This window comes from Parasphingorhabdus cellanae (genome assembly GCF_017498565.1).
GTDB lineage: Bacteria > Pseudomonadota > Alphaproteobacteria > Sphingomonadales > Sphingomonadaceae > Parasphingorhabdus > Parasphingorhabdus cellanae.
Map to the genome: position 1 here is coordinate 1345044 of NZ_CP071794.1, position 14996 is coordinate 1360039.

The window sequence follows — 14996 nt, forward strand, 5'->3', positions numbered from 1 at the left end:
ATTGGTGCAACGGATGCCCATGCACAAGATCAAATTCACAGCCCTGTCCTTTCTCACGCTTATACTTTCCGGCTGCGGCACCAGCGATGAACCCGCTGCACCGCCGCCCAAGACCGCCGAAGAGCTGGCCTATATATCCGATGCCAGCCCGGTTCCGAAAGCCCGGCTGGATGCTGCCATCTCGCCCCTGTTCGAAGACCCCGCCATGGCCGAGACCCGCGCCCTGCTGATCATGCATCGCGGGGAAATCATCGCAGAGCGCTATGGCGAAGGCTATGACGAGGACACCCGCTTCATCAGTTGGTCAATGGCCAAATCCTTTACCGGCGCATTGATTGGCTTTCTCGTCGCGGATGGACGGCTAGTGCTGGACGACCCCGCCCCGGTCCCCGCCTGGCAGCGGCCCGGCGACCCGCGCGGTGACATTACGCTGCGCCAGCTGATCCACATGTCATCCGGCCTCGATCATACCGAAGTCCCCGAAGAAGGCGGCGCTACGATATTCGAGGCCGATACCAATCGGATGCTGTTCCTGGATGGCTCCGGCAACATGGCTGACTATGCCGAAGCCCGGCCGATGGAAGCCGAGCCCGGGGCAAAGTTCGAATATAGCACCGCGACCAGCATGATCCTGGCTGACATCATTACCCGCACCCTGACCAACAGCACCGACCCGAAGGTGCGCCGCGACACCGCCATGCGCTTCATTCGCGGCCGTCTGCTCGAACCCCTTGGCATGGACAGCACCTATTTCGAGTTCGATGCCAATGGCACGTTTCTGGGCGGCAGCATCATTCAGTCCACCGCCCGCGACTATGCGACATTCGGAGAGTTCCTCCGCAACAACGGCGCCCGCAAAGGCGCGCAGCATCTGCCGGTCAGCTGGGTCAAGTTCATGCGTACCTCCTCTGCCAATGATCCCGCTTATGGCGGGCATATCTGGCTCAACAAAAAGCGCCCCGAAGGCCGCAACCAAGTGCTCTTCCCCGACATGGCGCCCGATACGGTGTTTGCCGCGCTCGGCCATCTGGGCCAGCAGATCATCGTCTCGCCGGAACAGAAGCTGACACTCGTCCGGCTCGGCAAGACACAGGATGACGTGAACCGGCCGATGACCGATCAGATGGGCCGGATCGTGGCGCTGTTTCCGGTTCAATAGCCCCCTTCTCCGCTCACCCTGAGCTTGTCGAAGGGTCTTTGCCACGATGCTTCGACAGGCTCAGCATGAGCGGGGTGGTTGACCCGCTGGTCAAAACTACAACCGAAACAGCCCCTCAACCACGGTCACGCATTTCCCGCCGAGCCATGCCTTATCACCGTCGAGCCGGCACTGCACATAGCCGCCACGCCCACTGGCTTGGTAAGCGGTAAAACTGTCGCGGCCCAGCTGCTTTGCCCAATAAGGTGTCAGGACAGCATGGGCCGAACCGGTCACGCTGTCTTCATCAACACCGGCACCGGGAACAAAGACACGGCTGAGCACATCGGTATCTTTACCGGGAGCCGTGCAGATAAATTGCGCGTTACCAAGAGCAGCCAATGCTTTCATATCCGGTTTCAGCGCCAAAACTTCATCCGCGGTCGCATAGCGGATCACATTATAACGCCCGGCATGAAACTGGGTCTCAACCGGCGCGCCGCCGAGCAATGCAACAATATCGGGCAAAGCTTTCGGTGCCGGCGCATAGGCCGGTAATTCCAGAGCATAGCCATCGCCATCCCGCACCATGGTCAAAATGCCGGCTGTGCGGGTCCGAAACGTCACCTGATCCTTGTCCGGATTTTGCGAGAGGATGATATGACCGCTCGCCAAAGTCGCATGACCACAGAGCGCTATTTCTATCGTCGGGGTAAACCAGCGCAGTTCATAATCCGCCGCGCCCGTTGCATCTGGCAGATAGAAAGCGGTCTCGGCAAAATTATTCTCTTCGCCAATCGCCTGCAACACGGCATCATCAAGCCAGCTTTCGAGCGGCATTACCGCCGCCTGATTACCGGTAAAGGGGCGCTCGGCAAAGGCATCGACATGAAAATAAGGAAGTATTCCGTTTTCCTGCGTCATGGGTAGAGCATTCCTTCCGTCCAATCATCGCCATTACCATCACTGGCACCATTACTGGCACGCACAAAAACACGGCGTTCGTGCAACCGGTGTTCGCGATCCTGCCAGAATTCAAAGCGCTGCGGCGTCAATCTATAGCCCGACCAATGCGGCGGACGCGTGACATCCTTGCCTTCAAAATGCGCCTTCATCTCGTCATAGCGCGCTTCAAACGTCGCACGGCTATCCAGCGGCCGCGATTGATCGGACGCCCAGGCACCGAGCTGCGAATCCCGGCTGCGCGTGGCAAAATAGGCGTCCGCCGTCTCGTCAGACACAGTCGAGAGCGGTCCTTCTATGCGGATCTGCCGGCGCAGGCTTTTCCAGTGGAATAATATCGCGGCCTGCGGATTGGCGGCGATATCGGCGGCCTTGCGGCTTTCCTGATTGGTATAGAAGACAAAACCGCTGCGATCATGGCCTTTTAACAATACCATGCGCGCCGCCGGCTGTCCGCTCGCATCGGCGGTTGCGATGGTCATCGCATTGCTATCATTTAATTCCGTCTCGCGGGCTTCCGCGAACCAGCTGTCGAAAAGGGGGAAGGGATCATGGGTCATGATGCTGGCTGTATCAGGGTGTCGGCGGCCGCGAAAGACTTGTGTTTTGAAATTTGCCCGTTCGTTATGACCGCTCCCTCATGGGTCTATCATGGGTCTATCATGGCCCCGACGGGGTTGAGCGATGCGCGCGGTCTACATAGGGTCACAGCGGGTCACACCGGGTCACACCCCCTAAAGCGCAATATCCTGTGCCCCCGTCGCGGCCATGTTCTCGCCCGGCATAGAGCCTTTAAACTCCCCGTCCTCATGGACAATCCCCGCCGCCGCTTCGCTGGCCCGGACCTGTCTCCAGAAATCGGGATCATCGTTCATGCCGCTGCGCATCGCGCGTTCCCATTGCATGTCGTCCCAATCGGCGGCGGCATTGGGGTCGAGGTCGGATATGTCAATATCGTCCGGTGCGGTGGCCGCAATCTGGGCGCGTGCCTGTTTTTCGCGCAGCCGTTTGAGCAGACCGTCACTACCGATGCCGGTCAAGGGCGGCTCGATATCCGGCTGCCCCGCCTTGTCTTGTTCCTCCAGCATGGCGGCACAATCGCTGCCCTGGCTGATTGCCTCCACCATCTCGTCAAACTCGGCCGCAGCGGCCCGCGCCGGATGGCCCGCCAGATCACATTCATCCGCCTTCTTATCCAGCCGGCCGAGCGCCGCGAGCAGCAAGGGCACCGAAAAGCGCTGCCGCTCACCGACTTCCTCGCCATGATACCAGACCGTCTCGTTCCAGCCATTAAGCCCTTTCTCCAGCACTTCCTCGGCATAAAGATCCCGCGCATGAATGAGCGCCGCATCCCACGCCCGCGCAAAGGCCCTGCCCTCACCGCAATCCTGCGTGCGCCGCCGCAACCGATGCGCACTTTCCCGGCTCATACCGACAAAGGCCGCCGCCGACTTAACCGACCCACAGCGCGCGAGGGCTTCGAGAAACTTGCCCTGTTTTTCGGGCGTCCAGCGCGGGGCGGGTGCGTCGAGGGTTTCAGTGGCAGATTGTTCGGGGGATAGTTGGGTCATCATGCATTCTCACATTGGTTATGGGGAACACATGATATAACCTATATGGTACTTTGTAGGAAAGCCACTAATTATATGTATCTGTTTAAAAAAAGATACTTCTAATAGTCTAAAGAATATCTATAGTAGGCGTATTGTTGATAGCCTTGGATTTGTTGACGATCGGCAGTCGATATCAGCATCAGCTCGAATAACCTGACACCGCACCCGTTCTTATTTTCGCTATCTGCAGCAAGGATTGATCGATAAGGGATCATCTTTCCGAAATTGCCGATAACGGATTGCTCTTTTCGATTGGCATTGATTTGCATCGAGATGGTTATGCCGTCATCGGTAGGCTCAATGCTTATTGCTAGAAAGATCTTTTTGCCGATAGGTCGCACTTTGCCGTGATCGTGCAGAATCATCCGATTTTGGTTATCTGTCCAGTTCAAGTCCAAAATTAGCTCACCATCATAACTGAAAGAGATTTTGAACGCTTCCTGATCAGGGCCGCTTTGCATTGTAAAAAGCACTGATTCATCAACTTGTTGTGGCTTCATTTCTAATACTGCCAAAACGGTTAAGGCATCGATTGTATATTTTTGGTCTTCATAAATCACTTCGAGAAGGTGGTTTGAGTCGAAGTCAATTACACCAGGATCAGAAGAAAAGTGACCGAAGCAGTCATCATATGGCGGCAAAGGAGAGCAGGCGTTGGCTAAATCATGAATGCCGATTGAAACCAATTTTGCGATGGTGCAAATAGCTCCAATATAACCTTGGGCGACATCAGGAGCGGCTGGATCTAGCCCGCCTTCAAGTTGGGCAGACGAGAAATCAAAGTGGACACCGCCAAAGCGGTTAGCGACCTCTTTAATCACAGTTCGGACGGTGTGTTTACAACCATCAATCTCCAAAATATCTTGTTGTAAGAAAGATTTTAACGAATGTCCTGTAACGCTGTTGGCATTAATTGGCTTAGCTACGTCGTTAGTTTCCACATTCCCCAATACACTAACCCGATCTGAAATATTTTCCTTGATTCGAGGCTGGTATGGGAAGTGTAGCTTTCTTTTTTTTGTACGATTGACAATGTGGATAAGCGGACTGGAATCTAATAAAAGTCTCCTCAGCCTGAGCGATAACTGACCTGCATCGATTGCATCAGTTGATCGCACACTTGTGACATATTTTTTTAGTTCTGACCAATCGGCAAAAAGTGCGATTTCTGCATTTATCATCTCATCAGTATTTTTCTTATGTCCAGTTATCTTGTCTTTATAGGAATTATTCGAGACTATACAGTATCATATCCTGTGATGTGTAGAGGCTGCAATCTGATAACAATCCAATATCCACTTCCAAACCGATACCCAAACCCCTAATGCGCCTCGTCCCAACTCTTGCCGGTCCCGATATCGACATCCAGCGGCACCGATAGTTTCACCGCTGGCTCTGCCGCACCGGACATGACCGTGCGGATCACATCGGACGCCGCCGCGACGTCGCTTTCGGGCAGTTCGAAGACCAGTTCGTCGTGGACCTGCATCAGCATCTTGACCGCTGGTAGCTTGGCCTCGGCCAGCGCGGGGAGCATGCGGGCCATGGCGCGTTTGATGATGTCGGCGCTGGTGCCCTGTATCGGGGCGTTGATCGCGGCGCGTTCGCTGCCCTGGCGCTCGGTCTGGTTGGCGGATTTCAGGCGCTCGAACCACGTTTTGCGGCCGAATAAAGTCTCCGTATAACCGCTTTCCCGCGCCGCTTGCAGGGTTTCGGAAATATAGCGGTTGATGCCGGGGAAGCGTTCGAAATAAGTGTCGATCATCGCCTGCGCTTCATCCGCGTCGACCTCCAGCCGCTTGGCGAGGCCCCAGCGCGAGATGCCATAGAGGATCGCGAAGTTGATCGTCTTGGCCCGCCCGCGCGTATCGCGATCAACCGTGGCGAAGAGTTCCTGTGCCGTGCGGTTATGAATATCCTCACCCGCCGCGAACGCCTCTTTCAGGGTTTTAACGTCCGCAATATGCGCGGCGAGGCGCAGTTCAATCTGGCTATAGTCGGCCGCGAGAATAACATTGCCGGGCGCGGCGACAAAGGCTTGCCGGATTTGCCGGCCGATTTCGGTGCGGATCGGGATATTCTGAAGGTTCGGCTCGGTCGATGACAGTCGCCCGGTCTGCGCGCCGCTAAGGCTATAGGACGTATGCACGCGGCCGGTCTTGGCGTTAATCTGTTCCTGCAGCGCATCGGTATAGGTGGATTTGAGCTTCGACAATTGCCGCCAGTCGACAACCTTTTGCGCAATCGGCTCGCCATCGCCGGCCAGCCGTTCGAGCACTGTGACATCGGTGGAATATTGCCCGCTCTTGCCCTTTTTGCCGCCTTTCAGGCCCAGCTTGCCGAACAGGATTTCGCCCAGTTGCTTGGGGCTGCCAATGGAAAAAGTCTCGCCCGCCAGCGCGTGAATTTCCTTCTCAAGGCTTTCCATATTCTCGGCAAAGCTTCGCGACAGCCGCGCCAGTTCTTCGCGGTCGACCAGCACGCCGGTTTCTTCCATTTTCGCGATCACCGGGACCAGCGGCCGGTCGACCATCTGATAGACGCGCGTCGCCTGTTCCGGGGCCATACGCAGGCGCAAAATCTCCCACAGGCGCAGGGTGACATCGGCATCCTCGGCGGCATATTCGGTCGCTTTATCGAGCGGGACTTCGGCGAAGGTGATCGCTTTCTTGCCCGTGCCGGTCAGCGATTTGAAGCTGATACACTCGTGGCCCAAATGCAGCTTGCTGAGTTCATCCATCCCGTGGCCATGCAGACCCGCGTCGAGGTTGAAGCTCATCACCAACGTGTCGTCAAACGGGGTGATCTGAATGTCATGCTGGGCCAGCACGGTCATGTCATATTTCAGGTTCTGCCCGACCTTCAGCACCGCGTCGTCTTCCAGCAGCGGTTTCAGCCGCGCCAGCGCCTCGTCGGTCGCAATCTGCTTGGGCGATTCTGCAAACATGTCGCCGCTGCCATGGCCCAGCGGGATGTAGCAGGCCTCGTTTGGCCCGGTCGCCATGCAGACACCGACAACCCGCGCGGTGACGCTTTCCAGACTGTCCGTTTCAACATCGACCGCCATCACGCCCCTGGTGCGCGCGCGATCAATCCATATGTCGAGCGTCTCCAGATCCTGCACACATTCATAGGTGCTGCGATCAATCGCTGGCGCTTCCACCGGCTTGGCCGCGGCGGGCGGCGCGCTATCGCCGATGCTGCCATCGACATCGGGATTTTGCGGCTCGGCTTGACCACCGCCGAGCTTCTTCAGCAGCGAGTTAAACCCGTGATGGGTCAGAAATTCCCGCAGCGGGGCATCTGGAATATCCTTGATCAGGAAACTGTCGAGCGTATCGGGCAAGGGACAGTCCTCTTTCAGCGTCACCAGCACGCGAGAAAGGCGGGCCTGTTCGATATTCTCGAGAATATTTTCCTTCATCTTGGACTTTTTCATGTCCGGCGCGGCGGCGAGCACCGCTTCGATATCGCCATATTCGTTGATCAATTTGGACGCGGTTTTCGGACCAATGCCGGGGACGCCGGGAATATTATCCGCGCTGTCGCCCATCAGGCCGAGCACATCGCCCAGCTTTTCCGGACCAACGCCGAATTTTTCCTCCACCGTCGCTTTGCCCATGCGGACATTTTTCATCGTGTCGAGCATATCGACGCGGCTGTCGTCCGATGGCTCGATCAGCTGCATCAGATCCTTGTCGGACGAGACAATCGTGACCTTCCAGCCTTCGGCGACCGCTGCCTTGGTATAGCTGGCGATCATGTCGTCGGCCTCGACATTTTCTTCCTCGATCAGCGGCAGCGAAAAAGCGCGGGTCGCATCGCGGATCATCGGGAATTGCGGGCGCAGGTCCTCCGGAGGCTCGGGGCGATGGGCCTTATATTCGCTATAAAGTTCGTTGCGGAAGCTTTGCGATGACTTGTCGAGCACCACCGCCATATGGGTCGGGCCATCCGATTTGTGCAGCTCATCCGCCAGCTTCCACAACATGGTGGTATATCCGTAAACCGCTCCGACCGGTTCGCCATGAATATTGGTGAGCGGCGGCAGCCGGTGATAGGCCCGGAAAATATAGGCCGAACCATCAACCAGATAGAGATGTTTTTGTTTCGTCGAATCCGTGCTGGAAGAATCTGCATCTGTCATGGCGACAATCAGTAGCAGTGGTAACAGTATCCGTCATCGCTAATTTACCGGGCAGATTGTGGAATGGTTTTATGCCGTAATCAGGCAGGCATCGCGATCGCATCTTGTAAGCTCTCCGCCTCAAAAAAGGGTCGCGGTTTTTCGCGCATGCCGGGCGTATAAAGCACGCATTGATTGCGACCGCGCCGCTTCGCCTCGAACAAGGCGCTGTCTGCATTGCGCATCGGCAAGGCGCGCTCTTCGTGCGGCAATACGCCGGTTAATCCGATGCTGATGGTAATACGATGGGACACGCCTTCTTGGGGTTCGAACAATGTATTTTCGATCTCGTAACGGATCATCTCGCCAATCATCTCGCCTTCGGCCCTGCTGGTGTCTGGCAGCAACACGCCAAATTCCTCGCCGCCAATCCGCCCGACTATATCGTTCTTGCGCAATATACGTCTAAAAACAGAAGAGAAGAGGATCAAAGCTTTGTCGCCCACCGGATGCCCATAGCTGTCGTTGATAATTTTAAAATGATCCGCATCGATAATCATCAACACATTGTCCTGCGACAATTTGCGACGCTCATCAAAAATTTCCATAAAATGTTCGCGATTGGCCAAGCCGGTTAAACCGTCGAAACTGGCTTTATGCTTGAGAGCTTTGTTTACCTCCTGCAAATGTTGACGTGTGTCACGCAGGCGATTGGCCAGCTTTACCAGTTTCTCATTCTGCCGCGCCAGATACCAGCCCAGCGGTATGCTGATCGCCCAGGGAATTAGAAATGCAAAAGTGACGCCGTTCCAGAATTCCCGGCCAAACCCCACCACGATATAATGCAATATCGCCGCCAATATGGACGACGATATAGTCGCAATCGCGGTGATGATCGCTGTTTGGCGGATTGCTGGCATCTCGGGAAATGATTTGATCATAACAATGATGTTAAACAAAGTCAGTTGATAGGAGATGCAATTTCATGGTTAAGAGCCAATGATAAAAACCCCTGATTTTCAGTCGCATTTGACCTTATTTGGTTAATATTGAACAGCGGTTTCTCTATTCCGTTAATTGTCCCACCAGCGCGGCTTTATTGTCGCGCAGGACCAATTCCGCAAAATCCATAAAGGCTTTCACGCGGGCGGTGCGCCGCAGATCATCATGGGTCAATATCCAGATGTCGCGCGACGGTGTTGGTTCTCGTCTTGTCGCCCGCACCAAATCAGGCGTGCTATCGCCCGCAATACAGGGAATCATAACCAGCCCCATTTGCGCCCGCGCCATTTCGATCTGCAAAGCTATGCTGCCGAAATTTCCCCAGACCGGAACACCCGCAAATTCAGTGCTCTGAGTCCAGTCGGGAAACCGGCTGTCCCGATCGGTCCAGCCGAGCCAACGTGCTTGCTCAGGCTGGTTAACAAAATCGTGGCGGGCGAGATAATCGGGATGGGCATAGATCGATGTCGTATAAGCAAATAGCCTTTTACCAACCAACATATCCGGCGGATTATTATCCATGCGGATCGCCACATCGGCCTCCCTTCGAGCGACATCAAGCAGGTCATAGCTTGTCAATATTTCCAGCTCCAAGCCGGGATATGCCTCGCAAAATTCGGGCAATCGAGAGGCAAACATCGATGTTGCAAAAGGTTCCGCCATGGTCACGCGAATGGTACCGGTCAGTTCATTATCACGGCCAGCGATATGGCGTTCCACAGTAACAAGATCATCCGCAAATGTTCCGGCCGCACGCGCGAGATCTTCGCCAGCGGACGTCGGAAAATATCCTTCCGGCCTGCGTTCGAACAGCGTAACCCCGAGAGACTTTTCAAGATGTTCGATCCGCCGGCTGACTGTGCTGTGATGAACATTCAGATTTTTCGCCGCCGCGCGGACGGTGCCGCCGGTCATGACCTCCCGGAATGTCTTGATATCTTCCCAATCCATTTGGCTTCCCCTCTTTCTGTCATCAACCGATCGCGTCTGACAAGCCAATTCTAACGCGATAGCGAGACAAATCCATGGCTCATTTATGCACCATCAGGGTGCATATACTCTTTTGGACATTGGGTTTTTGAGCCGATAGCAATTGGAAGCTGCCGCGACATCACGGCCCATAAAGCGAACGCTATAAAAATAATCCAATGAGGAGATCCTGTATGACTGTGCCAATTATTTCCGCTTATGCTGGCGGCTTTCTGATTATAATGCAGGCGATATTAATGGTGCTGACCGGGCTCCATCGCGCCAAGTCTGGTATCAATCTGGGTGTTGGCGATGATCCTGTCATGGAACGAAAAATCCGGCGCCATGGCAATCTGGCCGAGAATGCGGGTTTGTTCGTGGCCGTTTTGGCGCTGGCGGAAATGACCGGTGTGACCACACAGGTTATCATGACTATCGCCATCGTCTTCGTCGTCGTGCGTCTTTTCCATGCCATTGCCTTATCCACCGAAGCGGGATCGCATGGCGCTGAAACGGGCAAGATTTTCGTGCTTGCCCGGATAATCGGCGCCTTCGGAACCTTGCTGAGTTTTCTCGCACTGGGCGCGTTTCTTCTTTTAAATCTAATGTGATACGCCCACACCCATATCATTACAGAATATCATCAAGGAACAATTATGACCGTAGCGCTTTCCCATATTTTCAAATCCTCCACTGCCCAGGCTTTTCGCGGCCTGACCAATATATTGGAAAAAGCCAAGGCCCATGCCGAGGCGACAGACGCCCCAGAAAATGCCTTTATGGAAAACCGGCTGTTCCCCGACATGCACGAGATGAAATGGCAGGTGCAGATGATCACCGAATTTGCGGTGCGCGGGGCCGCGCGGATGACAGGCATAGCCGGTGACGCGCTGCCTGATCTGCCGATGGAAGGCGACACATTTGACGCTCTGATCGCGCGGATTGCCGATTGCGGGGACACGGTTGCCAAAGCCGATGACGCGACAATCGACGGCAATGAAACCATGATGATTTCGATGCCCATCGGGCCCGATCAGACGATGGATCTGGACGGAAAAACCTATGTGCTGAGCTTTTACCTCCCCAACCTGTTTTTCCATGTCACCACCGCTTATAATCTGCTGCGGATGCAGGGCGTGGCCGTGGGTAAGAAAGACTATATGGGGATATGAAACCATAGAAGCTTTTATCCTGATTTAAAAAAGGCTTACATGACGTTTCCTTCATCAGCGAGGTACGCCAAACCCAAGACCAAAAATTTGCACGTACCTGTGAATTATGTTAACGAAAAATTAGGGTCGCATAACTCGGGAATTTCTTTGTCCCCACTGGTTTAATATCCAGTGTCTTGAATAGGGTAGTCTTCATGAAAAGATATCTACTAGCTGGTAGCGCTTTTGCGCTATTATCAGCCGTTCCGGCGCAAGCCGCGGAGGTCATTTTCACCGACCGGACGGCATTTGACGCGGCTGCCGGAGCAGGCCTGACTTTCGAAAGTTTTGAAACGGCACAGTCCGGCGCAACGGTAAATTATCCCGGCTTTTCCGTTACGGAATCGGACGGTTCCAATTTTATTACCCATACCGCAATCAACAGCTTCTTCACTTCTGCGACATCTGATGGAGCAAATTCCATTTGGTTTGATGACAATGGCAGCAGTTTGGCAACCTTCGTTTTCGACGCACCGATAACCGCGTTCGGATTTGACGTTGCGGCAGCTGCGGCTGGCACCATGACCTTTTCAGGCGGTGCTGCCGGATCTTTTGCTCTTGGCGCAGATACTCCAACATTCTTTGGTGTAATTTCAGATACCGCATTTACGACGTTGCAGTTCGATATGTCTGGCGGACCTGAGGTCGGCTTTGATGCGCTCTCGTTCGGCGTCGCCAATATGGCTGCTGTTCCAGAACCCGCCACATGGGCCTTCATGATCTTTGGCTTTGGCGCCATCGGCGGAGCGCTACGCCGTAAGAAAGATATGGGGCGCAAAACCAATGTGAAAGTCAGCTACGCTTAAGCGACTTTCCACAGCAAAAATTTAAAAAACCCCGTTGGTGCCGATCCAGCGGGGTTTTTTGTTGGGTGCCATATTGGCTAGCCAGGAACATCCTTCTATGTTCGAACGCATCAGTAGATGAGGGCAATATATGACAGACCCGGTTATCGTTCATGGCTATCGGTTCAGTGTTTATAACCAGATCGTGCGAATGGCGCTTCAGCAAAAAAATGTGACTTATTCGTCTGTTGAGATTGACCCCTTCGCGGACACGGTGCCGGAAAGCTATCTTGAAATGCACCCCTTTGGACGTGTGCCATCATTGGTACATGGAGATTTTCAAATCTATGAAACGGCAGCGATAACCCGCTATATTGACCAGGCCTTTGACGGAATGTCTCTGGTTCCGGCGGGCGCCAAACAGGCAGCGCGGATGATGCAGGTCATCTCGATCATCGATAATTATGGCTATTGGCCAATGGTTCGCCAAGTTGCATCGCAGCGGGTTTTTGCGCCTTTATACGGTCAAGCGTCCGACGAAGCCGAGGTTGCGAAAGGCTTGCAAGAATCTCGAGTTGTATTGACCACTTTGAACAAAATTGCCCGCGAGGGGCTTGTCCTTAATTGCCAACAGGTCACATTGGCGGATTGCCATCTCGCGCCAATGGTCGGCTATTTTGTGCAAGTGAGCGAGGGGGAGAAAGAGTTCGAAGAACATCAAGCGCTCAATCGCTGGTGGAGTTGGATATCATGCCAGCAGAGTTTTCAGACCACCAGGCCGCCCCTGCCAAGCCAGCATTAAACTCAAACGGTGACCGGCGCTCCGAACAGATCGTGGGCGTCGGCATCTTCGATCTCGGCATCAATAATATCGCCAACCGCGACGTCCGCGCTGATATTGCGCAGGAACACATTGCCGTCGATCTCTGGCGCATCGGCTTGTGACCGCGCGGTTGCGCCGATGTCGCCATCTTCGTCCGGTGCGCCAATTTCATCGATGATGACGGGTAGCGTGCGGCCGACCTTGGCTTGCAGTCTCGCGGCGCTGATCGCGGCGGTTTTTTCCATCAGGCGCTGATAGCGCTCTTCCTTAACCTCTTCCGGCACCGCGCCGTCTAGCGCATTGGCCGCTGCGCCTTCCACGGGTTCAAAGCGGAAGCCGCCAACCCGGTCGAGCTGCGCTTCTTCCAGCCAGTCGAGCAGATATTGGAAATCCTCTTCCGTCTCTCCCGGGAAGCCTACGACAAAGGTGGAGCGGATGGTGAGATCGGGGCAGATATCGCGCCAGTTCTTCACCCGTTGCAGCACTTTCGCTTCATTGGCTGGCCGCTTCATGCGTTTCAGCACATTGGGCGCGGCATGCTGGAACGGGATGTCGAGATAGGGCGTGATCTTGCCCTCGGCCATCAGCGGGATGACCTTGTCGACATGCGGATAGGGATAGACATAGTGCAGCCGCGTCCACACGCCGAGTTCGCCGAGCGCCACCGCCAGATCGGTCATATGCGCCCGCACTTCACGGCCCTGCCCGATCGGACCATTCCAGATCTGCGGCTGATGGCGGATATCGACGCCGTAGGCCGAGGTGTCCTGGCTGATGACCAGCAATTCCTTGGTGCCATTGGCGACGAGCTTTTCCGCTTCACGCAGGATCGCATCGGGTCGCCGTGACACAAGATCGCCGCGCAAGGACGGGATGATACAGAAGGAACAGCGATGGTTGCAGCCTTCGGAAATCTTCAAATAGCTATAATGGCGCGGTGTCAGTTTCAGGCCGGCATCGGGGACCAGGTCCACAAAAGCCCCGCGCGCCGCCGGGGCCGCCGCATGGACCGCCGTGACGACATCTTCATATTGATGCGCGCCGGTGACGGCCAAGACTTCGGGGAAACGTTCCATGATCGTGTCGGCTTCATTGCCCATGCAGCCGGTGACGATCACGCGGCCATTTTCCGCCATTGCCTCGCCAATAGCTTCGAGCGACTCTTCCTTCGCACTGTCGAGAAACCCGCAGGTATTGACCAGCACGACATCCGCGCCGGAATAGTCTGGCGACATCTGATAACCGTCAGAGCGAAGCTGCGTCAAAATGCGTTCACTGTCGACCAGCGCCTTGGGACAGCCAAGGGACACCATGCCGACTTTGGGCGGAGAAGGGATTGCGGTAGCCATATTCCCTCGCCGCATAGTCGCATTGTGCCCGCTTGTCATCGATAATGTCTGCTTCTATTTCAGCCTTATGATCATCAACATCACCAAAGGTTCGGACCAGGACTGGATAAAGATTAAGCGGCAGGATGGTTCGGTAGAGCAAACCACTTTTCCCAAAAAGGGAACTATTCCGCATGATGCCGTCCATTACCATGTCGAGCAGGTCTTGGCGATGCGTCAGGGTTTCTGGGGAATGGTGGCTGATGGCACCCGTCCTGAAGACATCCAGCATATCGCCAAAGAGGCCGGCCATGCCAGTTCCACTCGCGCCGCAACGCCCAAGGCGCAGATCATAGAGCTGTTGCAGGCAGAACGGCTGGTCGAATGTTTTGAAGCCGATATGTGGAGCGAGTCCAGTGATAATCAGACGTTGCGAGACGTCTTTAACGCGGCCTGCCAGTCATCTTATATCGACCCGCCAGCGCTGTCCGATGACCAAATAAACACCATCCGCTCTTCGATCAGCGCTTTTGCAAAGCAGTGGATGGCCGCCGAAATCGGGGAAACTTTCCAACTCCACTGGAAATGATGTATGTCGATGTAACTAGCAATTTTCTGGGAGGGAAATGATGAATTTATTGGAGGTAAACTGGCTCGCCATCATTTTGGCGGCGGCCTGCGGATTTCTGGTCGGCGGTATCTGGTACGGCCCGATCATGGGCAAGAAATGGATGGGCGCTGTCGGCCTGACGGAAGAAGAGATACAGGGCGGCAATATGGGCCTGATCTATGGTGGGGCCTTTGCGTTCAGCCTTGTCGCCTCCGCCATGCTCGCGCATATGTTTTTCCGGCTGGGCCAGCCGCCGTTTCATGTCAAGATGATGATGTCCACGGGCATTGCGCTGGGCTTCATCATTCCCGCTATCGGGACCAATTATCTCTTCTCGCAAAAAGGCAAAGCGCTGTTTTTCATTGATGCGGGATATTGGCTGCTATTCTATGCTGCGATGGGCGCTGTGCATGCCTTGCTGAGCTAGG

General features: G+C 54.9%; 15 protein-coding genes. 7 read left to right on the forward strand and 8 right to left on the reverse strand.

The annotated features are described in order from the left end of the window. The first annotated feature begins 19 nt into the window (after positions 1-19). On the forward strand, positions 20-1159 hold the full coding sequence (locus J4G78_RS06620; RefSeq protein WP_243457252.1) for a serine hydrolase domain-containing protein: 1140 nt from the start codon (positions 20-22) through the stop codon (positions 1157-1159). A 96-nt stretch (positions 1160-1255) separates the two neighbouring features. Here the strand turns inward: J4G78_RS06620 and J4G78_RS06625 are convergent, their stop codons facing one another. The 7 genes from J4G78_RS06625 to J4G78_RS06655 all read right to left on the reverse strand — a co-directional run bounded on the left by J4G78_RS06625 (position 1256) and on the right by J4G78_RS06655 (position 9793). Continuing rightward, positions 1256-2062 (reverse strand): PhzF family protein, encoded by an 807-nt coding sequence (locus tag J4G78_RS06625; RefSeq protein WP_207989506.1) that lies wholly within the window; start codon positions 2060-2062, stop codon positions 1256-1258. Then, a complete protein-coding gene (pdxH, locus tag J4G78_RS06630; protein WP_207989508.1) occupies positions 2059-2661 on the reverse strand; it encodes a pyridoxamine 5'-phosphate oxidase in 603 nt (200 codons plus the stop codon). The genes J4G78_RS06625 and pdxH overlap by 4 nt, the downstream gene beginning before the upstream one ends. A gap of 174 nt (positions 2662-2835) precedes the next feature. Next, entirely contained in the window at positions 2836-3672 is an 837-nt protein-coding gene (locus tag J4G78_RS06635; RefSeq protein WP_207989510.1) for a hypothetical protein, read from the reverse strand. Positions 3673-3773: 101 nt separating this feature from the next. Then, complete coding sequence (locus tag J4G78_RS06640) at positions 3774-4895, reverse strand: hypothetical protein (RefSeq protein WP_207989512.1); 1122 nt, start codon at positions 4893-4895, stop codon at positions 3774-3776. Between the two features lie 140 nt (positions 4896-5035). Then, entirely contained in the window at positions 5036-7861 is a 2826-nt protein-coding gene (gene polA / locus J4G78_RS06645) for a DNA polymerase I (RefSeq protein WP_207989513.1), read from the reverse strand. 80 nt (positions 7862-7941) lie between these two features. After that, positions 7942-8781, reverse strand: coding sequence for a GGDEF domain-containing protein (locus J4G78_RS06650; protein WP_207989515.1), 840 nt, complete (start codon positions 8779-8781; stop codon positions 7942-7944). Between the two features lie 124 nt (positions 8782-8905). Further along, positions 8906-9793 carry a LysR family transcriptional regulator gene (locus tag J4G78_RS06655; protein WP_207989517.1) on the reverse strand — a complete coding sequence of 296 codons (888 nt, stop codon included), beginning with the start codon at positions 9791-9793 and terminating at the stop codon, positions 8906-8908. A 212-nt stretch (positions 9794-10005) separates the two neighbouring features. On the opposite strand from J4G78_RS06655, the gene J4G78_RS06660 reads away from it, so the two are divergent. From J4G78_RS06660 to J4G78_RS06675, 4 genes are all read left to right on the forward strand, one after another. After that, positions 10006-10422, forward strand: a complete 417-nt coding sequence (locus tag J4G78_RS06660) for an MAPEG family protein (RefSeq protein ID WP_207989519.1) — start codon at positions 10006-10008, stop codon at positions 10420-10422. A 45-nt stretch (positions 10423-10467) separates the two neighbouring features. Then, on the forward strand, positions 10468-10983 hold the full coding sequence (locus J4G78_RS06665; RefSeq protein WP_207989520.1) for a DUF1993 domain-containing protein: 516 nt from the start codon (positions 10468-10470) through the stop codon (positions 10981-10983). Between the two features lie 194 nt (positions 10984-11177). Beyond that, complete coding sequence (locus J4G78_RS18120; RefSeq protein WP_243457253.1) at positions 11178-11828, forward strand: PEPxxWA-CTERM sorting domain-containing protein; 651 nt, start codon at positions 11178-11180, stop codon at positions 11826-11828. 130 nt (positions 11829-11958) lie between these two features. Next, a complete protein-coding gene (locus J4G78_RS06675) occupies positions 11959-12609 on the forward strand; it encodes a glutathione S-transferase family protein (RefSeq protein WP_207989522.1) in 651 nt (216 codons plus the stop codon). Positions 12610-12611: 2 nt separating this feature from the next. Here J4G78_RS06675 and rimO read toward each other — a convergent pair whose 3' ends face one another. After that, entirely contained in the window at positions 12612-13979 is a 1368-nt protein-coding gene (gene rimO / locus J4G78_RS06680) for a 30S ribosomal protein S12 methylthiotransferase RimO (protein WP_207989524.1), read from the reverse strand. Here rimO and J4G78_RS06685 point away from each other — a divergent pair. Then, positions 13942-14547 carry a hypothetical protein gene (locus tag J4G78_RS06685; RefSeq protein ID WP_207989526.1) on the forward strand — a complete coding sequence of 202 codons (606 nt, stop codon included), beginning with the start codon at positions 13942-13944 and terminating at the stop codon, positions 14545-14547. The two genes, rimO and J4G78_RS06685, sit on opposite strands and share 38 nt — an antisense overlap. A gap of 37 nt (positions 14548-14584) precedes the next feature. Next, complete coding sequence (locus tag J4G78_RS06690; RefSeq protein WP_243457254.1) at positions 14585-14995, forward strand: DUF1761 domain-containing protein; 411 nt, start codon at positions 14585-14587, stop codon at positions 14993-14995. Position 14996: the final 1 nt, after the last annotated feature.